Source organism: uncultured Brevundimonas sp., from assembly GCF_963975535.1.
GTDB lineage: Bacteria > Pseudomonadota > Alphaproteobacteria > Caulobacterales > Caulobacteraceae > Brevundimonas.
The window spans coordinates 294,072-313,075 of sequence record NZ_CAXBHE010000003.1; the positions used below are offsets into that span (position 1 = coordinate 294,072).

Here is a 19,004-nt window from a genome sequence, read left to right on the forward strand (position 1 = left end):
CTGACAGGATCGTGAACGGTCAAGCTTGCGGGGGCAGCCACGGCCGGACCTTTTCCAGCAATGCGCGGGTCGGTCGGCACGGCCGTCCGTCCAGATGGATGCACACCGCCACCACCTCGGCCCGGCACAGGACGGCGTCCGCGCGCTCGACCGACTGCGCGATCAGCAGCCGCGGCCCCCTGATCGCCTGATAGGTCGTGCGCACCACCAGGGCGTCGTCGATCCGGGCGGGCTTGAGGAATTTCAGCTCCAGGGTCGAGACCACAAAGGCCATCGGCTGGTCACCGTCCAGCAGGTCGGCATGGCCGATCCCCATCAGCCGCAGACAGTCCGACCGCCCCCGCTCCAGATAGCGGACATAGTTGGCGTGATAGACCAGACCGGTGAAGTCGGTGTCCTCGTAATAGACCCGCACGGGCAGCAGGTGATCGCGGCCGTCGAACCGGCCGGCGGTGGGGGTGTCGGTCATGGGTGCGGCCGCGCGTGTACCGGTTCGGGGAAATTGGGGCAGTCCGCCGCCAGCATGGCGCGGAACTCGGTGCTCAACGGATCCTGGCTCAGCAACATCCGGTTGGGTCGGGAGACGAAGCCCACCGCCGCCCCGCGCGGCTCGGCGGCGACATAGCCGCAGACGACCCGGCCGCTGCCGGCCTCGATCAACTGCACCTCGGCCCGGGGGCCCAGCTGTTCGCGGGCCTGACGCAGGACCCGGTCCGACACCGGCTCGCTCATCACGCCGGGCGTGGGTCCCCGGGTGGCCAGCCACAGCAGTGCGCCGCCGAGAACCAGCACGGCCAGGCCCAGCACCGCGATCAGCCTGTCGATCCGTATTGCCCGTCGCCGCATGCCGCCTCCGTCCGAAGCCCCAGCATGACCGGCTTTGTCGACGGGGTGAAGACCCGCCCGCGATCACTTGCCGCCGAACAGCCCGGCCTGCTCCGGTCCGGCCGGCGGGGCGGTCAGGCCCAGATGCTCATAGGCCCGGGCGCAGGCCATCCGTCCACGCGGCGTGCGCTGGATGAAGCCCTGCTGCAGCAGATAGGGTTCGATCACATCCTCGACCGCGTCGCGCGCCTCGGCAATGGCCGCGGCCAGGGTGTCCATCCCCACCGGCCCGCCGCCATAGTTCTCGATCAGGGCGCGCAGGAAACGCCGGTCCAGCGAATCCAGCCCCGCCTCGTCAACCTCCAGCCGCGCCAGGGCCCGCGCCGCCACCCGGCCGTCGATGGTCGCCGCCCCCTCGGCCCCGGCGAAGTCGCGCACCCGCCGCAGCAGCCGCCCGGCCACCCGCGGCGTGCCACGCGAGCGGCCGGCGATCTCGCGCGCGCCGTCATCGGTCATGCCCACGCCCAGTTTGCGCGCCGCCCCGCTGATGACCCGCATCAACTCCTCGGCCGTGTAGAATTCCAGCCGAAGCGGAATGCCGAACCGATCGCGCAGTGGCGTGGCCAGCAGCCCGGCCCGCGTCGTCGCCCCGACCAGGGTGAAGGGGGCCAGGTCGATGCGCACCGACCGCGCCGACGGCCCCTCGCCGATGATCAGGTCCAGCACATGGTCCTCCATCGCCGGATAGAGGATCTCCTCGACCGTCGGGGCCAGCCGGTGGATCTCGTCGATGAACAGCACGTCGCGCGGTTCCAGATTGGTCAGGATCGCGGCCAGGTCCCCGGCCTTGGCCAGGATCGGTCCCGAGGTGGTGCGGAAGCCGACGCCCAGCTCGCGCGCCACGATCTGGGCCAGGGTGGTCTTGCCCAGTCCCGGCGGCCCGAACAGCAGCACATGGTCCATCGCCTCGCCACGCCCGCGCGCCGCCTCGATGAAGACCTTCAGATTGCCCTTGGCCTGCTCCTGACCGACGAAATCCGCCAGCACCTGCGGCCGCAGGGCCCGGTCATGCGGCTCGCCGGGGGCGGGGGCCGCGTCCACAAGCCTGTCCTCAGTCATCCCAACACCCGCTCATCCCGGCGAACGCCGGGACCCAGTTCTTTCGGAAGGCAGGCTGCGAGGGACCAGAGTCGGCGCATCGCCGGTGAGACCGGTGGGCCCAAAACACTGGGTCCCGGCTTTCGCCGGGATGAGCGGTGAACAAACTCACCGCCCCAGCTCCTGCAGGGCCGCGCGGATCACCGCCGACAGGTCGGCATCCTCGCCCAGCCGCGTCAGGGCGTGATCGACGGCGCGGCGGGCATTGACCTCGGCCACGCCCAGACCCAGCAACGCCGAAACCGCCTCGCCAGTGACGCTGGGCACCGGGGCGACCGCCTCGGCGTGAACGCCGGGGCCGCCCGGGGTGAACGACACCTCGCCCAGCGACTTGCCCTTCAGTTCCAGCACGATGCGCAGCGCCAGCTTGGGGCCGACGCCATTGGCCCGGGCCACCGCCGCCTTGTCGTCCCGCGCCACCGCCGCCGCCAGATCGGCCGGCGGCAGCACATCCAGCACCGACAGGGCCGCCTTGGGTCCCACCCCCTGGATGCCGGTCAGGGTTGTGAAGGCGCGCCGCTCGTCGCGGGTCAGAAAGCCGTACAGCCGCGGGCCGTTTTCGGCCGACCAGCTGGACTCGATATGCAGCACCGCCTCGTCGCCCGGGGCCGGCAGCCGCTGCAGCGTGCGCGCCCCGCAGGCCACGACATAGCCGACCCCGGCGCAGTCGATCAGGCAATGCCCCTCCTCGACCTCGGCCAGCATGCCTCTGAGACGGCCGATCATGTGCTCCTCCCCCATTGGGGGAGGTGGCGCGGCGCGACTGCGCGCCGTGACGGAGGGGGCTTACCGCCGACACCGTGTCCAGGGCTGGCCCCCACCACCGCTTCGCGGTCCCCCGCCCCCAGCGGGGGCGGAATGAGCAGCTTCAGACGCCGCAGCTGGGCGTGGGTGATGGCCACGGCCAGGGCGTCGGCCGCGTCGGCCTTCACGTCTCCGGCGGCCGGCAGCAGGCGTTTGACCATGAAGGCGATCTGGCTCTTGTCGGCGTGGCCGGCCCCGACCACCGCCTTCTTGATCAGGTTCGGCGCATACTCCGCCACGCTGAGACCGGCCCGCGCCGGGGCCAGCATCACCGCCGCCCGGGCATGGCCCAGCTTCAGGGTTGAGGCCGGGTTCATATTGACGAACACCTCCTCGATCGCCGCCTCGTCACAGCCGTGGGCGGCACAGACCTCGCCGACCGCCTCGAGCAGAAACAACAGTCGCTCGCTGAACGGCGCAGCCTCGGGCGGACTGACCACCCCGTGTGCGACCCAGCGCAGCCGTGACCCCTCGGCCACGATCACGCCCCAGCCGGTGCGGCGCAGACCGGGGTCCAGACCCAGGATACGGGTCGCAGCAGGAATCGGAACGTTCGTCATTCGTTCCATTCATGCCCCAATCGCGGTTACCGAACAATGACCAGCGCGCGCGCGGCCTCAATTGTCGCGCGGAATGACCGAGAACCCGGCCAGGCCGGGGGTGTCCGACAGCCGCCGCACCAGGGCGTCGATGTCCAGCGGCATCTGCCCCCGCGCCTTGATATGCTGCTCGTGCAACTGACCGTCCGGACTGACGACATGGCCGATCTGCACGCATTTCAGGGCGTTCTCGCGCAACAGGGCACGCAGGGCCACCTCATCGGGGGCGCTGCCGCGGGTCCAGCGCAGATGCAGGTCCAGCACACCGATGTGCGGCAGTTGCGCATCCAGCAGCCGCAGGATGGCCAGCACCGCCAGGGTCGCCACCGAGCCGATCAGGGCCAGTTGCAGCATGCCGACGCCGAACAGTACCCCGATGGCCGAGGTCATCCACAGCGACGCCGCCGTGGTCAGGCCCTTGACCGAAAACCCCTCGCGGAAGATCACCCCGGCGCAGAGGAAGCCGATGCCGGTCAGCAGGCCATGCGCCATCCGGGTCGGATCGATGACCACCGTCTGTCCGGGCAAGGCCACGAAGCCCCACTGGCTCTGGTGCATGGCGGCCAGCATCAGCAGGCACGAGGCCATACAGACCAGGATATGGGTGCGGAAGCCCGCCGGATGGCCGTGATAGGTCCGCTCGACCCCGATCAGCCCCCCGGCCGTCATCGCCGCCAGCACCGGCCAGACCAGCCCCATATCGATCATGAATTCGCTCCGACAACTGACGAATCTTTAGCCTAGTCCCGGCAGCGCGCCACGATCAAGGACTCCGGCCCGTTCGATGGCGACCGGGACGGGAGGCGCTGTCCTGCCCCGGTGCCGGACCACGCGGCACCGGCCGCATGTGTCGGGAACCAGACACAGCGTCGCGCATTGTTCGGGAGATCGGAGATCGACGTTATGGTGAATGTCACCGCATTTCGGCCGGCCGGCCACGGCCTGCACCCCCGGCACTATCAGGCGCTGCGCAGCGAGATCCTGCGAACGGGCGCGGAATTGTCGGATACCCAGCTCTTCGACCTGAGCGAAGCCCTCGACCGGCAGGTCCAGAGACGGCGGCCCGCGCGATGCGACGCGCCGGTCCCCCGTCGAAGCCCCGGACGCAACGACGCCTCCGGTCAGGCCTGAACCTGCCCGGCGAACCGCCCCGCCCTTCTGGACACGCTGGCCTTGCCCTAGCTGGCGATGGCCTGGATCGACCCGCCACTGTCCGGGCCCGACCGATCGCGGCCGCTGCGGTCGCGACGCGCGGTGTCCAGCGCCGCTGACGTCATGGCCGAATCCGCCCGCGCCGCCTCCAGTTCGGCCCGCAGCGTGGCAATCTGCTCGTTGAGCGCGGCCACCTGGGACTCGGTGTCGGTCTGGGCCGCGTTCAGCTTGGCCTGCAGCTTGGTCAGGCGATCCTCGCTGCGCGACAGCGCCTTCTCGTGAACGGCGGCGGCCTTGGTCAGCGATTCGGCGCGATCGACGGCGGCGTGGCGGGCGCTGTCCATGGCGGCGTGGCGCTCACGCGCCTCATAGACCACGACTTCCAGTCCGCGGATCCGCTCCAGCGCCCGGTCAAGGCTGGTCTGCAACTCCTCGCCGCGACGCTCGGCCGTCTGCGACGTGGCCTGCAGCTCGGCCAGGCGCGTGGCCTGATCGGCGTTCAGCGTCTCCAGCCGCAGCGAACGGGCGGTCGCCGTATCCAGCCGCGCCAGGGTGGCGGCGGATTCGGAGCGGGCGCTCTCGGCCTGGTTCTCCATGGCCCGCAGCACACGGGCGCTCTCGGCCTGTTCGGCGGCGGCGCGCGAGCGTTCCGCCGTCAGCTGGGCCTCGACCGTCGCGGAGGCCCGGGCCAGGCTGGCCACCTCGCCGGCGACCTCTTCCATGCGGCGCTTGAGCGCCTCGTTCTCGTCGGCCGCCAGCCGGTGATCGCGGCTGGCCAGGGCCCGGGCGGAGTCAGCCTCGACCCGCGCCGAATCGACCGTCGCCAGCTGCGCGCGCAGGGCGTCCTGATCGTGCTCCAGTTCGATGATGCGTTGCGCGCTGTTGCGTTCCGACGCCTGCAGCGCCTCGAGCTGCGCCGTCGACTGCGACAGGCTGGTCCGCAGACGGTCCAGCTCCAGCCGCGCCTCCTGCAGGCCGGTGGCGTGCTCGTCGCCGTAGGCCTTCAGTTCCTCGATCCGGGTCTCGGCCTCGGCCATGGCGGTGACCAGGGCGCGGTTCTCGGCCGTGACGACCTCGACCCGCTCGGCCATTTCGACCTGGGAGGTGCGCAGGTTGATCAATTCGATGTGAGCGTCGCGCCGGGCGGTGAATTCCTCGGTCAGGGGCTCACGCACCTCGCCCAGCAGGGATTCAAAGGCCCGGAACTGTTCGGCCAGCTCGCCGAGCTGGTCCAGACTGCCGAGGATGGTTTCGAAGCGTTCGCCGATCATGCCCGAGGCGGCCTCGGTTGCGGCCGAACCCGGCTGCTCTGCCACCAGCGCCGGCCGGCCGCGGTCACCCTTGCCGGCCGCTCCCGCGAGGGCCCGATCGATTCTGGACAAAAGCATCATGGTCGCTCCTCGACATCCAACTGACCGGGTCGACCCGAGCGAGTGCAGGTGCCGGCATCAGTGCTCCGGCAGCGCCTTCCCAATCATTGATCAAGGGTTAATGAGACTCGTGACTTCTGTCGAGGGTGGAGGAATTTCATCCACCGCTCGATTCGCGCCGCCGGCCGGGCCGAACGTCGGCGATCACCCCCCGTAGGTCGCCATGTCCTCGTCGGAAATGTCCTCGTTCGAAAACACCGCCGAGACGTCGTCCTCGGCGTCCAGCGCGTCGAGCAGTTTCATCAGCGTGCCGACCGCCTCGCCGGTGACCGGCACCTGCGACTGCGGCTTCCAGACGATGGCCGTCGACTTGGCGTCGCCCAGGATCTTCGACAGGGCCTCGGCCACCTCGTTCAGGTCCTCGAAGGCGGTCCAGATCACATGGCCCGGCGCGTCCTCATAGATGTCCGGCTTGACCAGATCGCTCTCGACGTCCTGGGCCCCGGCCTCGATCGCGGCCTCCATCACCGCATCCTCGGACCCGGCCTCGGCCGGGTAGTGGATCCGCCCGACCTTGTCCCACATGAAGGCGACCGAGTTCATCTCGCTCAGCGCTCCGCCGTTTTTCTTGAACGCGGTGCCGATGTTCGAGGCGGCCCGGTTGCGGTTGTCGGTCAGGGCCTCGACGATGATGCCGACCCCGCCGGGGCCGCGGCCCTCGTAGCGGACCTCCTCCATCGTATCGATGTCGCCCCCGGCCGCCTTCTTGATCGCCCGGTCGATCACGTCCTTGGGCAGGCTCTCGGCCTTGGCGTTGTTGACGGCCAGACGCAGGCGCGGGTTCAGGGCCACGTCGGGCATGCCCGCCTTGGCCGCCACGGTGATGTCGCGCGACAGTTTCGAGAACAATTTGGACCGCACCGCGTCGGCGCGCCCCTTGCGGTGCATGATGTTCTTGTATTTGGAATGGCCAGCCATGAGTCCGTCGTTTGATATGGCGAAAACGTGAGGCGGGCATCTAGCCCGGACCGGGCCACTTGTCACCACGGCCCGTTGCCGGGAACCGCCAAGCTTGGCATGGATTATCTGTCTACCCCTGTCGGAGTCGCTGAATGACCGTTCCCCCGATCGACGAACCCACCGAGGCCCGCACGGTCGAGGGCGTCCTCTATGACGCCGCCAATTTCCAGTATGACGATCTCAATGAAGAGGAGCGCGTCGACCACGCCGTGGCCCGCGCCCTCAGCATCCGGGCCGAGGTCGCCGGCGGCAGCCTGCTCGCCGCCTTCGCCCTCGGTGTCCTGACCACCGTCGCCGTCCTCGCCCTGCGCGACCGTCTGGACGTCTAGACCTTCAGCGACTCCAGAAACCCGCGCATCGCGTCCGTCAGCGGCACCGGCTTCTTGGTCTCGCGGTCGACATAGACGTGGACGAAATAGCCGACCGCCGCGGCCTCGTCCTCGGCGTTGCGGAACAGGCCGATCTCATAGCGCACCGACGATGAGCCGACATGGGCGACCCGCACCCCGGCCTCGATCTGGTCCGGAAAGGCGGTCGGCGCGAAATAGCGGCAGCCGGTCTCGGCTACCAGGCCGATGACCTCGCCCTTGTGGATGTCGATCTGTCCGGCCACCACCAGCAGCCGGTTCACCGCCGTGTCGAACCACGAATAATAGACGACATTGTTGACGTGGCCGTAGACGTCATTGTCCATCCACCGCGTCGAGATCGCCTGGAAGCGCCGGTAGTCGCTCCGCTTCGTCCGTTCGATCGTACCCGTCATGAATTCTCCCCTGATGTTTGTGCGCTATCGCTCGGTGCGCGGCACCGCGCTGCTTGAGCGCTTTCTGTGCGCGCTTCCTGTCGACGTTCCGGCTTGGCGAAGGCCGCGTCAAGCGCCTAGCGTCGGTCCATGAAAACCCGCGCCGCCGTCCTTCGCACCCCGGGTGCCAGCCGCCCCTATGCCGACAGCCGGCCGCTGGTGATCGAGACCGTGACCCTCGACCCGCCCGGCCGCGATGAGGTTCTGGTGGTGATCAAGGCCGTGGGCCTGTGCCATTCGGATCTCAGTGTCATCAACGGCGACCGGCCCCGCCCCCTGCCGATGGCGCTGGGCCACGAAGCCGCCGGGGTGGTCGAGGCCCTCGGCGATGGCGTCACCGACCTGGCCGTCGGCGATCATGTGGTCATGGTCTTCATGCCCAGCTGCGGCCACTGCAACCCCTGCGCCGGCGGCCGCCCGGCCCTGTGCGAACCGGGGGCCGCGGCCAATGGCAGGGGAGAACTGCTGGGCGGCGGCACGCGGCTGCACGGCCCCGGCGGCGACCTCAACCACCACCTCGGCTGTTCGGCCTTCGCCGAGCGGGCCGTGGTCTCGCGCCGCTCGCTGGTCAGGGTCGACCCCGACCTGCCCTTCGCCGAGGCGGCCCTGTTCGGCTGTGCGGTCCTGACCGGGGTCGGGGCGGTGGTGAACACGGCCGGCGTCCGGGCGGGCCAGTCGGTCGCCGTGGTCGGTCTCGGCGGCGTCGGTCTGGCCAGCATGCTGGGCGCGCTCGCCAGCGGGGCCTCGCCCGTCATCGCCGTCGACCTCAGCGAGGACAAGCTGGCCCTGGCCCGCAGCCTCGGCCCGGTCCTGACCGTCAATGCCGCCGACCCCGACGCCGTCGATCAGGTGCATGCCCTGACCAAGGGCGGGGCCGACTTTGTGTTCGAGATGGCCGGCTCGGTCCGGGCCCTGGAATCGGCGTGGCAGATGACCCGCCGCGGCGGCACCACCGTCACCGCCGGCCTGCCCCCGCCCGAGGCCACCCTGGCCGTCAATGTCGTCGATCTGGTCGCCGGGGAACGCACCCTGAAGGGCAGCTATATCGGCACCTGCGTCCCGTCCCGCGACCTGCCCCGCTACGTCGCCCTCTACCGCGCCGGCCGCCTGCCCGTCGACCGCCTGATGAGCGGCACCATCGCCCTGGACGACATCAACGAAGGCTTCGACCGGCTGGCCGACGGCGAGGTCGTGCGTCTGGTGGTGGAATTCTAGCCCCCCGACACCCCCACCCCGTCATCCTCGCCTCGACTTCGTCGCCCGTCCTACATCGCAACAACGGCGAACCCCGAGGCCAAAACACGACCTGAAGGCCCCTCCCGAACCTTGACGTTGACGTGACCGTCCCACGCGACATGGCGCTTTGACAGCAGGACCTGATGGCCCTCGAACGGGTGGCCGGGCGTCGTGACCGCCCCCTCCCAAACCCGCTCGTCCGATGAGGCGGCTCGGATCGTAAACGGAGCCGGCACCTCGGGGGTTGAGGTTGGCTCGTCCATAAACCAGCCCCATCCGTAGATGGGCGTGACATCCAGCGTATCCGTCACCAGCCCTCACCCCGCCAATATCGCCTCAACCTCATCCCGCATCGGCAGCGACGGCTGCGCCCCCGGCCGCGTCGCCGCAATCGCCCCGGCGGCACAGGCGAAGCGCAGCGCCGCCTCGGGCGCCATCCCCTCCAGCAGGGCCACGGTGATGGCCCCGACGAAGGTGTCGCCGGCCCCGGTGGCGTCGACCGCCGTGACCTCGGGCGGGCTGGCCTCGGCGATCAGGCCGCCGCGCTGGAACAGTTGCGCCCCGCGCGCACCCAGGGTCACCACCACCCGGCCACCGCCGCTGTGCAGCAGGTCGCCGTAATAGGCGGCCTCGGTCTCGTTGACGACGATCAGGTCCGCCCGCCGCAGCAGGGCCTCCGACACCGGCGCGGCCGGGGCCAGGTTGATGCAGACGAAGCCCACGGCCCGGCCGACCGCCGCCTCGACCGTCGCCACCGGCAGTTCCAGCTGCAGGATCAGCGGCCCCTCGATGCGCTGCGGCAGCTGTTCCGGCGTCACGCTATAGTTGGCTCCCGCCGCCACCACGATCTGGTTCTCGCCCGACGGATCGACGGCGATCAGGGCCACCCCGGTCGGGGCCTCGGCGTCGGTGATGACCCCGGCCACATCGATATCGGCCTCCAGCAGCAGGGCCAGGGCCTCGCCGGCCATGCCGTCGCGCCCGACACGGCCGATCATCGTCACCTCGGCCCCCAGCCGCGCCGCCGCCAGCGCCTGATTGGCCCCCTTGCCGCCGGGATGCCGCGCCAGGGTCGCTCCCGTCACCGTCTCGCCCGGGCCCGGCAGGCGCGGGGCGCTGGCCACATGGTCCAGATTGATCGAGCCGACGACGGTGATCCTCATGGCAGGCGCTCCAGGCTTTCGGTGATCCGGTCGAACACACCCTGACCGTCGGCCGTCACCGCCCAGCGGTGCCGGGCGGTGGCCGCATCGACGCGAAACTCCACCGCCGTGTGGCCGCGCGTCAGCTCACTGACCGTCTCGACCGCGATCCGGCACGGTTTGAGCGCGAACAGGGTCGGGTCCAGCAGCCAGGCCACGGTGCACGGATCATGCAGCGGCCCGGCGTCCCAGCCGACAATCTCGCGCTCGACCCGCTGCGAAAAGCGCAACAGGCCCCCGGCCGCCCGCGCCGCCGCGCCGTCCAGCGCCTCGATCGCCGCGATCCGCGCCTCGGTCGCCCGCACCTGATGCGTCGCATCGAGACCGAACACGATCATCTCGCAGCCCGAGGCGAACACCTCGGCCGCCGCCTCCGGGTCGGCATAGATGTTGAACTCGGCCGAGGCGGTGATGTTGCCGCCTTCCGACCGCGCCCCGCCCATCACCGAGACCGGACCCAGATGCGCCGCCAGTTTCGGCTCCAGCCGCAGCGCCAGGGCCACATTGGTCATCGGCCCCATCACCGCCAGCGCCACCGACCCCACCGGTCGCGCCATCACCCGGTCGACGATGGCCTGCGCCGCCGTGCCCGCGGCATTGCCCAGACGCGGTTCGAACGGGGTCATGTCGCCGATACCGCCCTCACCGTGGAACTCGGCCGCCGCCACCGGTTCACGCACCAGCGGCCGGTCGGCCCCGGCATGCACCGGCACGTCCTCGCGCCCGGCCAGCTGGCGCATGATGCGGGCGTTGCGCGCGGTGATTTCGCCCGGGACATTGCCGCCGACGGTGGTCACCGCCAGCAGCTCCAGCGCAGGCGACCCGAAGGCCAGGAACAGACCCAGGGCGTCGTCGACGCCGGGGTCACAATCGATGATCAGGCTTTGCGTTTTCACCCCACCAGCTTTGGGGAGCGTCGCCCCCCGCGACAAGCCCGGAATTCAGATACCGGCCTTACCGGTGATCTGTGCGAGCCGCAGGAACATCAGGTAGGAATTCCAGCCCACGGACCAGTACGCGCTGGCCTGCAGGGGATCGTCGCCGGCAGCCGGTGCCTCGGGTCCTGCCAGCAGTCTCTTCTCCAACTGGGCCAGCAGCGCCCGGTCCTCCGGCGTCAGCCGCGCCTCAAGCTGTGCAAGCCAGCGCGCAGCGATGAGCTTTCGCGCGGCCACGTCCCGCGCTGCGCAATTTCGCAGCACCAGCGTGCCCTGGTCAGGCTGCGGCTTTTCCAGGTGGCACGGAAGGGCGGAATCGCACGTCCACCACGCTTCACCGAAGCCTTCAACGCCTCCAGCCAGGTCGGCGCGTCCGGTGCAGGCCTCCAGCACCCTGACATCCTCGGAGAAACTGCCGCACCTGGCCACATCGGCTCCGCCGTAGACGCAGCGCTCCAAACGGGCGACGTCCGCCTCCCGATACGTCGGCGCGGGTGCCTCGGTCTGGGCGAACAACAGCACGGCGGCGACGGCGATCAGGGACATGAAATCGGCTCTGCTGGCGAAATGTCGGCCATGCTGGCGCGGGAACGGTCACCGGTCCAGTCGGATCAGTCGCCCTCAACCGGCGCGTGCACGGTCAGCTGGATCTCGACGATCCCGCCCGATCCCAGCAGCCCGGTGGTACCCACCGCCGTCCAGGCCGGCCGCGGGCCAACGGCGAACTCGCGCCACACCCGGGCAATGACCGCGATCTGCTCGTTGCGCGTGCCGGTGAAGTCCGGCCCCTCCCAGACGTGGAAGCTGTTGACCAGGGCCACGTCGTCCATGGTCGCGCCCGCCGCCTCCAGCATGGTGTTGAGACTCGTCAGGGTCCGGCGCACCTGGGCCTCGAAGGCCGCGACATCCCGGCCCTCGGCCTCGGCCCGGGAGACGATCGCGCCGGAGACATAGAGCGTATCCCCCGCCCGCCGCGCCGGCGCATAGCCGATCTCGTCGTGGGCATACTGGCCGCCGCGCGACGGGATGATCACCTCGCCGCCCGCGCTGGGCAGACGGCGTGGATACTCCTGCGCCGCCGCCTGCGTCAGACAGAGGGTCATCAGGACCGGGACGGCCAAAAGGATACGCATCATCGCCTCCACGCCATGGCGGAACGATGGGATCCGGGCCGTTCTCGAGTCAAGGGCGCGGGTGGCCGTTCAGCAAGGCGTCAGCGGCAGGCCTTCACGCAGGCCCTGGCCAGCACCTCGGCGGAGTCGAACAGCGGCACCGATACGTCCTTGGGCCCCAGCAGCAGCGGCACTTCGGTGCAGCCGGCGATGACCACCTCGGCCCCGCTGGCGACCAGGGCCGCCGCCAGACGCCGCATCTCGGCCCGCACGGGCTTGCCGGTGTCGCCGCGCTTGACCGCCTCGACACAGGCCATGAAGGCCTGCCGGTTGGCCCCGCCCAGACGCACGATCTTCGAGCCCTGTCCGGCCAGGGCCGAGGTGTACAGGGCCTCGCCGCCCGGGGTGGCCAGCACGCCGACCTTCTTGGCCCCGCCGGCGGTCGCCGCGGCCGTGGTCTCGGCGATCATGTCGATGAACGGCAGGCCGATGGCCCGCAGCGCCGTCGACTGGGCATGGGCCGTGTTGCACGGCATGGCCAGGACCTGGGCCCCGGCCTCGCGCAGACGCGCCGCCATCTCGCCCAGCATGTGATCCGCGGCCTCGGGGGCGCGATTGCGATCCGGTACCTGCGGATTGATATCGACCAGCATGCGGATGTGGTCCGCATCGCCCTCGGCCGGCGTCAGCGCCTGCACCCGGGCCAGAAACGCCACCGTCGCCGCGGGGCCCATGCCCCCCAATACGCCCAAAACCTTGCTCATCTCGCCTTCACTCCCGGGGTCCACCCGCTTGCCAATCTGACATTCAGTCGCCCTTATGCGCTGAAACCGCTTGAGGATGCCAATGCAGACCGAAACTGAAGCCGCGACGGCCCTGATCACCAATGACGCCGTCGTGCTCGGCCTGCTCGCCGTCATCCTCGGCGGGGTGTTCTGGGCCTCGAACCTGAGCCACCCCTGGGTCAAGCGCTTCTTCACCGTCATCCCGGCCCTGCTGCTCTGCTATTTCCTGCCCTCGCTGTTGACCACCTTCGGCGTGGTCGATCCCGAGACCTCACGCCTGTATTTCATCGCCTCGCGCTTCCTGCTGCCCGCCGCCCTGGTGCTGCTGACCGTCTCGGCCGACCTGCCGGCGGTGCTGGGGCTCGGCCCCAAGGCCCTGATCATGTTCGCCACCGGCACCGTCGGGGTGATGATCGGCGGCCCGGTCGCCCTGCTGCTGACCAGCTGGATCGCGCCCGAGCTGATGGGCGCGGGCCCCGAAGCCATCTGGCGCGGCATGGCCACGGTCGCCGGCAGCTGGATCGGCGGTTCGGCCAACCAGACGGCCCTCTATGAAATCTACGGGGCCGGACCCGACACCTTCTCGATCTGGATCGCCGTCGATGTCGTCGTCGCCAATATGTGGATGGCCGTGGTGCTGTGGATCGCCGCCAACCAGCGCACCATGGACAAGCTGTTCCGCGCCGACGCCAGTGCCGTCGATCGCGTCCGCGACAAGGCCGAGGCCTATGAGCTGGAACACGCCCGCATCCCGTCGCTGAAGGACCTGATGTTCATCCTCGCCGTCGGCTTCGGCGCCGTCGGCCTGTCGCACGCCATCGCCGATCCCCTGTCGGCCTGGTTCGGCCAGACCTTCGACTGGGCCCAGCGCCTGTCGTTCGACTCCAGCTTCTTCTGGCTGGTGCTGACCGCGACCATGATCGGCGTGGTCCTGTCCTTCACCGGGGCCCGCAAGCTGCAGGGGCCCGGCGCGTCCAAGGTCGGTTCGGTCTTCGTCTATGTGCTGGTCGCCACCGTCGGCCTGAACATGAACATCGGGGCCATCCTCGACAGTCCGGTCTATTTCCTGATCGGCGGCGTCTGGATGCTGGTCCACATCGCCCTGATGTTCGGCATGGCCTTCCTGATCCGCTCGCCCAGCTTCTTCCTCGGCGTCGGCTCGATGGCCAATATCGGCGGCGCGGCCAGCGCGCCCGTCGCCGCCGCCGCCTTCCACCCGTCGCTGGCCCCGGTCGGCGTGCTGCTGGCCGTGGTCGGCTATATCGTCGGCACCGCCGCCGCCTGGTTCACCGGCCTGGTGATGATGCAGATCGCGGCGGGGGCGGGGTAGGGTTCGGCTCCCCCGGCTGTCGTCATCCCGGACAAGCCGCGCAGCGGCGCGATCCGGGACCCAGCGGCGCGCGTGAGCGCGAACCTGTCGGGAATGCCGGTGCCTGACGGAGCCCGTCGAAAGGGGTCGCCTGCGGCGCCGCTGGGTCCCCGGGGTCTCGCTGCGCTCGCCCCGGGATGACGACAGCGGGCAGGGTTACGCCGCTACAGCGCCCCCTCGATCTCGCCCTGGTAGCCGAACAGCCCCTGGGCCCCGCCGGTGTGCAGGAAGACCACGGTCTCGTTCTCGAACCGGCCCGCCCCGGCCAGGGCGATCAGCCCCTTCATCGCCTTGCCGGTATAGACCGGATCCAGCACGATGCCGTCGGTGCGGGCCGCCAGTTTCAGGGCTTCGATCACTGCATCGTCGATCAGGCCATAGCCCGCGCCGACATAGTCGCAGTCGGCCACCACCATGTCCGCCGTCACCGCATCGGGCCGTCCCAGCAGGGCCGCCGTCGCCCGGGCCAGCTTCAGCACATTCTCTTCCTGTTTGGCCTTCGGCGCGCGCACGCCGATACCCAGCACCGGGATGTCGGCCCCCATCACCGCCAGCCCGGCGACCAGACCGGCGTGGGTGCCGGCGCTGCCGGTGGCCGTCACGATCCGGTCGATCGGCATGTCCAGCTCATCGGCCTGGACCACGATCTCGCGGGCGCAGTCGACATAGCCCAGGGCCCCGACCGGGTTCGAGCCGCCGCCGGGGATGATGTAGGGCCGGCCGCCGCGGGCCCGCACCTCGGCCGCGGTCTTTTCCAGCTCGGCGGTCATGTCCGACCCGCCCGGCACGGTGCGGATACCCGCCCCGAACAGCCGGTCCAGCAGCACATTGCCGTTGCCGGTATAGTCCAGCGCCGTCGAGCCGGTGCGCGCCTCGAGGATGATCTCGCATTTCAGCCCCTGGGCCGCCGCCGCCGCCGCCGTCTGGCGCACATGGTTGGACTGCACCGCCCCCTGGGTCACCAGGGTATCGGCCTCCTGTTCGAAGGCGTCGCCCAGCAGGAATTCCAGCTTGCGCGTCTTGTTGCCGCCCCCGGCCAGGCCGGTGCAGTCGTCGCGCTTGATCCACAGTTCGACGCCCAGAACCGCGCTCAGCCGGGGCAACGGCTCCAGCGGCGTCGGCAGATGGGCCAGGCGGATGCGGGGAAAGCGGGCGAGATGCATGGTCGGATTCCTTGAGTCTGCCCCTGTCCCTGGACCCGATCCGCCCGACGATAAAGGGGGAAGGGATTCAGTCGGCCGCGACCGCTTCGGTCAGCAGCGCGACCAGCCGCTCCGGGGATCGCGGCGTCTCCGCCATCACCCGCGACAGAACCGGGGCCAGCGCCGGGGTGATCCGGGCATTGGCCATGCTCCAGCCGTCGAAGCGCCGCGCGGCGATCGGCGTCCGGCCATAGATCTCGATGTCCCGGTGACGCGGGTCCAGGGCCAGGCGGCGCAACAGGCCGTCGAGCGCGCCGGGCGGACCTTCCAGCACCTGGATATAGTGGCCTTCATGCGCGGCCAGCGCCCCGGTCAGTCCGTCGCGCCCGTTGTTGCGCTGCGACTCCGCCAGAATGGTCGCCGCGTTCAGCAGCGAGTCGGTTCGACCCGTCGCCACACTGCCGTAGACGATCTGTTCCAGTACCGGCACCACACGCTCCTCCGTTGCCCTTCCGCTAGCCGCAGCCGGGTTGACCGGGGGTTAAGGCGGCCCGCCGCAACGGCGAGCACCGGCTGTATGTCGCCTCGGGAACCATTCCCGCCGAACGCGGTTTATCTGGCGGACCTCCCGGATGATCCTATGCCCGAGAGACCCCGCGGCCCGGCCTGTTAACGCCCCCCCGACGCTGGCCGGGCCGCCCCTTCCCTCCTGTATCGCCACCGCACCCCGTGATACCGCCGGTTTGCCAGACCGTCCGGTTGTTGGCAGGGTGACGCGGCGACACGAGGGGATCGTCCATGAGCAAACTCACCCTGAACGAGACCGTGACCCAGCACGTCACCTGCGGACGCTGCGGCGCGGCCTATGACTATGACCAGACCGCCACCGCCGAGGTCGATGAGGCCACCTACAGCGGCAATGTGCTGACCTCGGCCGAGCAACGCGCCCGGGGCCACGCGAAGCTGAACCGCATCTTCGACCGCGGCCTCGTCGTGCCCTGCCCCCGGTGCAAGGCCCTGACACCCGCCATGCAGCAGCGCCGGCTGCGGGTGGTGCTGCAGGATCTGATCTTCGTCGGCATCGGCCTGATCATCGCCTGGGGCGTGATGGTCGCCGCCGTGGCCTCGGGCGGCCTGGCCTGGGGGCTCGGCATCATCGGCGCGCTCAGCGCCCTCGGCTATACGCTCAAGCTGCTGTCCCTGCCGTTCGGCGGCTACAACGACGCCACGGGCCGCCTCGCCGGCGAGCCTGCCCCGGCCGGATCCGGGGATGTGTTCAGCTCCCTGCGCATGCCCGGCGGGCCCGGCGACTGAACGGGCCCGTTGAACTGCTCCCGGCTCCGGCGTATGGCTGGGGCGTTCTCCGGGGGGTCGCGCGTCAGCGGCTGAGATTGGCGTAATCGCCTGACCCGTCGAACCTGATCCGGGTCATGCCGGCGAAGGGATGAGACCACACCATTCCCGTTCACGCGGGAGGTCTCGTCATTCCTGCGAAAGCAGGCACCGACGTCGGCGGACCCTCTGCACCCAGAGGCCGCCATGAACATCGTCGTCACCCCGCCCAAAACGTCCGAGGCTCAAGCAGCGAGCGACCGCGTCGCGAGCGATAGCCACGAAACAGGCGTCGATCTGGCGCTGAAAGACGCGCGCGACGAAGTCATGCGCGAGACCGGCACCATCCCGACGGGCGAGCGCGCCGGCAGCCGCAAGGTCTATGCCTCGGGCGAGCTGTTCCCCGACATCCGCGTGCCGTTCCGCGAGGTCGAACTGCACCCCTCGGCCAATGAGCCGCCGCTGACCATCTATGACCCGTCCGGCCCCTATACGGACCCGAGCGTGACCATCGACATCAGGAAGGGCCTGCCCCTCGTCAAGTCCAGCTGGCAGCTCGACCGCGGCGACATCGCCCCCGTCCTCAACCCGCGCGAGGTGAAACCCGAGGACAACGGCCACGCCAGCGGCAAGAACCTGGCCCCGCGCTTCGACACCTCGAACCATAAAGTCTTCATGGGCGTCGAGGGTCGCCCGGTCACCCAGTACGAATACGCCAACGCCGGCATCATCACGCCCGAGATGGAATACGTCGCCATCCGCGAGAACCTGCGCCGCGAACAGACCGCCCCCTGCATCCGCGACGGCGAGGATTTCGGCGCCTCGATCCCCGACTTCGTCACGCCCGAATTCGTCCGAAGCGAGATCGCCCGCGGCCGGGCCATCATCCCGCACAACATCAACCACCCCGAGGTCGAGCCGATGATCATCGGCCGCAACTTCCTGGTGAAGATCAACGCCAACATCGGCAACAGCGCCGTGCTCTCCAGCGTCGACGACGAGGTCGACAAACTGGTCTGGGCCACCCGCTGGGGGGCCGACAATGTCATGGACCTGTCGACCGGCCGCAACATCCACAACATCCGCGACTGGATCATCCGCAACAGTTCGGTGCCGATCGGCACCGTGCCGATCTACCAGGCGCTGGAGAAGGTCAACGGCGTGGCCGAGGACCTGACCTGGGAGGTCTATCGCGACACCCTGATCGAACAGGCCGAACAGGGCGTCGACTATTTCACCATCCACGCCGGCGTGCGCCTGCCGTTCGTGCCGATGACCGCCAAACGCGTCACCGGCATCGTCTCACGCGGCGGCTCGATCATGGCGAAGTGGTGCCTGAGCCATCACCGCGAGTCCTTCCTCTATGAGCATTTCGAGGACATCTGCGACATCATGCGGGCCTATGATGTGTCGTTCAGCCTCGGCGACGGCCTGCGCCCCGGCAGCATCGCCGACGCCAATGACGAGGCCCAGTTCGCCGAGCTGCGCACCCTGGGCGAGCTGACGAAAATCGCCTGGGCCAGGGGCTGCCAGGTGATGATCGAGGGCCCCGGCCATGTGCCGATGCACAAGATCAAGGCCAATATGGATGAGCAGCTGAAACACTGCCACGAGGCCCCCTTCTACACATTGGGCCCGCTGACCACCGACATCGCCCCCGGCTATGACCACATCACCAGCGCCATCGGGGCGGCCATGATCGGCTGGTTCGGCACGGCCATGCTCTGCTACGTCACGCCCAAGGAGCACCTCGGCCTGCCCGACCGTCAGGACGTCAAGGACGGCGTCATCACCTACAAGATCGCCGCCCACGCCGCCGACCTGGCCAAGGGCCACCCCGCCGCCCGCCTGCACGACGACGCCCTCAGCCGCGCCCGGTTCGAGTTCCGCTGGGAAGACCAGTTCAACCTCGGCCTCGACCCCGAAACGGCGCGCAAATACCACGACGCCACCCTGCCCAAGGAAGCCCACAAGACCGCCCATTTCTGCTCCATGTGCGGCCCCAAATTCTGCAGCATGAAGATCAGCCAGGACATCCGGAGGGATGCCCAGGCGCAGAACGATGCGGGCGGGAGCCTGGCCGATGAGGCCGAGAAGGGGATGGCGGAGATGAGCGCGAAATTCCGGGCGGGCGGGAGCGTGGTGGAGGTGAAGGTGTGAG

At 69.6% G+C, this 19,004-nt stretch carries 22 protein-coding genes, 1 pseudogene and 1 riboswitch; of the genes and pseudogenes, 6 read left to right on the forward strand and 17 right to left on the reverse strand.

The window, feature by feature from the left end; genetic code table 11:
* Positions 1–19: 19 nt before the first annotated feature.
* The 6 genes and pseudogenes from AACZ75_RS05625 to AACZ75_RS05650 all read right to left on the reverse strand — a co-directional run bounded on the left by AACZ75_RS05625 (position 20) and on the right by AACZ75_RS05650 (position 4,094).
* Positions 20–469, reverse strand: a complete 450-nt coding sequence (locus AACZ75_RS05625) for a YbgC/FadM family acyl-CoA thioesterase (protein ID WP_339871756.1) — start codon at positions 467–469, stop codon at positions 20–22.
* Positions 466–846 carry a hypothetical protein gene (locus AACZ75_RS05630; RefSeq protein WP_339871757.1) on the reverse strand — a complete coding sequence of 127 codons (381 nt, stop codon included), beginning with the start codon at positions 844–846 and terminating at the stop codon, positions 466–468. Before AACZ75_RS05630 ends, AACZ75_RS05625 begins: the two co-directional genes overlap by 4 nt.
* A 63-nt stretch (positions 847–909) precedes the next feature.
* The gene (gene ruvB / locus AACZ75_RS05635; RefSeq protein WP_339871759.1) at positions 910–1,944 is read right to left on the reverse strand and encodes a Holliday junction branch migration DNA helicase RuvB; all 1,035 of its coding nucleotides are present in this window, start codon (positions 1,942–1,944) and stop codon (positions 910–912) included.
* Positions 1,945–2,091: 147 nt separating this feature from the next.
* Positions 2,092–2,709 (reverse strand): Holliday junction branch migration protein RuvA, encoded by a 618-nt coding sequence (gene ruvA / locus AACZ75_RS05640; protein WP_339871760.1) that lies wholly within the window; start codon positions 2,707–2,709, stop codon positions 2,092–2,094.
* A gap of 149 nt (positions 2,710–2,858) precedes the next feature.
* Positions 2,859–3,347: pseudogene (gene ruvC / locus AACZ75_RS05645) on the reverse strand (crossover junction endodeoxyribonuclease RuvC); the annotation flags it as partial.
* A gap of 57 nt (positions 3,348–3,404) precedes the next feature.
* A complete protein-coding gene (locus tag AACZ75_RS05650) occupies positions 3,405–4,094 on the reverse strand; it encodes an MgtC/SapB family protein (RefSeq protein WP_339871761.1) in 690 nt (229 codons plus the stop codon).
* Positions 4,095–4,289: 195 nt separating this feature from the next.
* Here AACZ75_RS05650 and AACZ75_RS05655 point away from each other — a divergent pair, with 195 nt between their 5' ends.
* On the forward strand, positions 4,290–4,517 hold the full coding sequence (locus AACZ75_RS05655; RefSeq protein ID WP_339871763.1) for a hypothetical protein: 228 nt from the start codon (positions 4,290–4,292) through the stop codon (positions 4,515–4,517).
* Between the two features lie 47 nt (positions 4,518–4,564).
* On the opposite strand, the gene AACZ75_RS05660 is transcribed toward AACZ75_RS05655, so the two are convergent.
* Positions 4,565–5,926, reverse strand: a complete 1,362-nt coding sequence (locus tag AACZ75_RS05660) for a hypothetical protein (RefSeq protein ID WP_339871764.1) — start codon at positions 5,924–5,926, stop codon at positions 4,565–4,567.
* Between the two features lie 186 nt (positions 5,927–6,112).
* The gene (locus AACZ75_RS05665; protein WP_339871765.1) at positions 6,113–6,886 is read right to left on the reverse strand and encodes a YebC/PmpR family DNA-binding transcriptional regulator; all 774 of its coding nucleotides are present in this window, start codon (positions 6,884–6,886) and stop codon (positions 6,113–6,115) included.
* Between the two features lie 134 nt (positions 6,887–7,020).
* Here AACZ75_RS05665 and AACZ75_RS05670 point away from each other — a divergent pair, with 134 nt between their 5' ends.
* Entirely contained in the window at positions 7,021–7,257 is a 237-nt protein-coding gene (locus AACZ75_RS05670) for a hypothetical protein (RefSeq protein WP_339871766.1), read from the forward strand.
* Here the strand turns inward: AACZ75_RS05670 and AACZ75_RS05675 are convergent.
* Entirely contained in the window at positions 7,254–7,691 is a 438-nt protein-coding gene (locus tag AACZ75_RS05675; protein WP_339871767.1) for a thioesterase family protein, read from the reverse strand. The two genes, AACZ75_RS05670 and AACZ75_RS05675, sit on opposite strands and share 4 nt — an antisense overlap.
* 129 nt (positions 7,692–7,820) lie before the next feature.
* Here AACZ75_RS05675 and AACZ75_RS05680 point away from each other — a divergent pair, with 129 nt between their 5' ends.
* On the forward strand, positions 7,821–8,945 hold the full coding sequence (locus AACZ75_RS05680) for a zinc-dependent alcohol dehydrogenase family protein (RefSeq protein ID WP_339871768.1): 1,125 nt from the start codon (positions 7,821–7,823) through the stop codon (positions 8,943–8,945).
* A gap of 50 nt (positions 8,946–8,995) precedes the next feature.
* Here the strand turns inward: AACZ75_RS05680 and AACZ75_RS05685 are convergent, their stop codons facing one another.
* The 6 genes from AACZ75_RS05685 to AACZ75_RS05710 all read right to left on the reverse strand — a co-directional run bounded on the left by AACZ75_RS05685 (position 8,996) and on the right by AACZ75_RS05710 (position 12,979).
* Positions 8,996–9,277 carry a hypothetical protein gene (locus tag AACZ75_RS05685; RefSeq protein ID WP_339871769.1) on the reverse strand — a complete coding sequence of 94 codons (282 nt, stop codon included), beginning with the start codon at positions 9,275–9,277 and terminating at the stop codon, positions 8,996–8,998.
* A 6-nt stretch (positions 9,278–9,283) separates the two neighbouring features.
* On the reverse strand, positions 9,284–10,129 hold the full coding sequence (locus AACZ75_RS05690; RefSeq protein WP_339871770.1) for a ribokinase: 846 nt from the start codon (positions 10,127–10,129) through the stop codon (positions 9,284–9,286).
* Positions 10,126–11,064 (reverse strand): nucleoside hydrolase, encoded by a 939-nt coding sequence (locus AACZ75_RS05695; protein WP_339871771.1) that lies wholly within the window; start codon positions 11,062–11,064, stop codon positions 10,126–10,128. Before AACZ75_RS05695 ends, AACZ75_RS05690 begins: the two co-directional genes overlap by 4 nt.
* Positions 11,065–11,109: 45 nt before the next feature.
* Positions 11,110–11,649 carry a hypothetical protein gene (locus AACZ75_RS05700; RefSeq protein WP_339871772.1) on the reverse strand — a complete coding sequence of 180 codons (540 nt, stop codon included), beginning with the start codon at positions 11,647–11,649 and terminating at the stop codon, positions 11,110–11,112.
* 65 nt (positions 11,650–11,714) lie between these two features.
* A complete protein-coding gene (locus AACZ75_RS05705; protein ID WP_339871773.1) occupies positions 11,715–12,236 on the reverse strand; it encodes a Rid family hydrolase in 522 nt (173 codons plus the stop codon).
* An 80-nt stretch (positions 12,237–12,316) separates the two neighbouring features.
* The gene (locus AACZ75_RS05710; RefSeq protein ID WP_339871774.1) at positions 12,317–12,979 is read right to left on the reverse strand and encodes an amino acid racemase; all 663 of its coding nucleotides are present in this window, start codon (positions 12,977–12,979) and stop codon (positions 12,317–12,319) included.
* Between the two features lie 82 nt (positions 12,980–13,061).
* Here AACZ75_RS05710 and AACZ75_RS05715 point away from each other — a divergent pair, with 82 nt between their 5' ends.
* On the forward strand, positions 13,062–14,330 hold the full coding sequence (locus tag AACZ75_RS05715; protein ID WP_339871775.1) for a DUF819 family protein: 1,269 nt from the start codon (positions 13,062–13,064) through the stop codon (positions 14,328–14,330).
* A gap of 203 nt (positions 14,331–14,533) precedes the next feature.
* Here AACZ75_RS05715 and AACZ75_RS05720 read toward each other — a convergent pair whose 3' ends face one another.
* Both AACZ75_RS05720 and AACZ75_RS05725 read right to left on the reverse strand, forming a co-directional pair.
* The gene (locus tag AACZ75_RS05720) at positions 14,534–15,532 is read right to left on the reverse strand and encodes a D-cysteine desulfhydrase (protein ID WP_339871776.1); all 999 of its coding nucleotides are present in this window, start codon (positions 15,530–15,532) and stop codon (positions 14,534–14,536) included.
* 67 nt (positions 15,533–15,599) lie between these two features.
* Positions 15,600–16,001 carry a BLUF domain-containing protein gene (locus AACZ75_RS05725; protein ID WP_339871777.1) on the reverse strand — a complete coding sequence of 134 codons (402 nt, stop codon included), beginning with the start codon at positions 15,999–16,001 and terminating at the stop codon, positions 15,600–15,602.
* 308 nt (positions 16,002–16,309) lie between these two features.
* On the opposite strand from AACZ75_RS05725, the gene AACZ75_RS05730 reads away from it, so the two are divergent.
* On the forward strand, positions 16,310–16,825 hold the full coding sequence (locus tag AACZ75_RS05730; RefSeq protein ID WP_339871778.1) for a hypothetical protein: 516 nt from the start codon (positions 16,310–16,312) through the stop codon (positions 16,823–16,825).
* Positions 16,826–16,865: 40 nt separating this feature from the next.
* Positions 16,866–16,974: riboswitch (TPP riboswitch) on the forward strand.
* A 196-nt stretch (positions 16,975–17,170) separates the two neighbouring features.
* Positions 17,171–19,003 carry a phosphomethylpyrimidine synthase ThiC gene (gene thiC / locus AACZ75_RS05735; RefSeq protein ID WP_339871879.1) on the forward strand — a complete coding sequence of 611 codons (1,833 nt, stop codon included), beginning with the start codon at positions 17,171–17,173 and terminating at the stop codon, positions 19,001–19,003.
* Position 19,004 lies beyond the last annotated feature (1 nt).

Coding starts and splice junctions, on each gene's coding strand:
- AACZ75_RS05675 (WP_339871767.1), bottom strand. CDS start 7,691: ATGACGGGTACGATCGAACGGACGAAGCGGAGCGACTACCGGCGCTTC.
- AACZ75_RS05710 (WP_339871774.1), bottom strand. CDS start 12,979: ATGAGCAAGGTTTTGGGCGTATTGGGGGGCATGGGCCCCGCGGCGACG.
- ruvB (WP_339871759.1), bottom strand. CDS start 1,944: ATGACTGAGGACAGGCTTGTGGACGCGGCCCCCGCCCCCGGCGAGCCG.
- AACZ75_RS05715 (WP_339871775.1), top strand. CDS start 13,062: ATGCAGACCGAAACTGAAGCCGCGACGGCCCTGATCACCAATGACGCC.
- AACZ75_RS05680 (WP_339871768.1), top strand. CDS start 7,821: ATGAAAACCCGCGCCGCCGTCCTTCGCACCCCGGGTGCCAGCCGCCCC.
- AACZ75_RS05670 (WP_339871766.1), top strand. CDS start 7,021: ATGACCGTTCCCCCGATCGACGAACCCACCGAGGCCCGCACGGTCGAG.
- AACZ75_RS05630 (WP_339871757.1), bottom strand. CDS start 846: ATGCGGCGACGGGCAATACGGATCGACAGGCTGATCGCGGTGCTGGGC.
- AACZ75_RS05690 (WP_339871770.1), bottom strand. CDS start 10,129: ATGAGGATCACCGTCGTCGGCTCGATCAATCTGGACCATGTGGCCAGC.
- AACZ75_RS05700 (WP_339871772.1), bottom strand. CDS start 11,649: ATGTCCCTGATCGCCGTCGCCGCCGTGCTGTTGTTCGCCCAGACCGAG.
- AACZ75_RS05720 (WP_339871776.1), bottom strand. CDS start 15,532: ATGCATCTCGCCCGCTTTCCCCGCATCCGCCTGGCCCATCTGCCGACG.
- AACZ75_RS05625 (WP_339871756.1), bottom strand. CDS start 469: ATGACCGACACCCCCACCGCCGGCCGGTTCGACGGCCGCGATCACCTG.
- AACZ75_RS05660 (WP_339871764.1), bottom strand. CDS start 5,926: ATGCTTTTGTCCAGAATCGATCGGGCCCTCGCGGGAGCGGCCGGCAAG.
- AACZ75_RS05650 (WP_339871761.1), bottom strand. CDS start 4,094: ATGATCGATATGGGGCTGGTCTGGCCGGTGCTGGCGGCGATGACGGCC.
- ruvA (WP_339871760.1), bottom strand. CDS start 2,709: ATGATCGGCCGTCTCAGAGGCATGCTGGCCGAGGTCGAGGAGGGGCAT.
- AACZ75_RS05730 (WP_339871778.1), top strand. CDS start 16,310: ATGAGCAAACTCACCCTGAACGAGACCGTGACCCAGCACGTCACCTGC.
- thiC (WP_339871879.1), top strand. CDS start 17,171: ATGCGCGAGACCGGCACCATCCCGACGGGCGAGCGCGCCGGCAGCCGC.
- AACZ75_RS05665 (WP_339871765.1), bottom strand. CDS start 6,886: ATGGCTGGCCATTCCAAATACAAGAACATCATGCACCGCAAGGGGCGC.
- AACZ75_RS05705 (WP_339871773.1), bottom strand. CDS start 12,236: ATGCGTATCCTTTTGGCCGTCCCGGTCCTGATGACCCTCTGTCTGACG.
- AACZ75_RS05655 (WP_339871763.1), top strand. CDS start 4,290: ATGGTGAATGTCACCGCATTTCGGCCGGCCGGCCACGGCCTGCACCCC.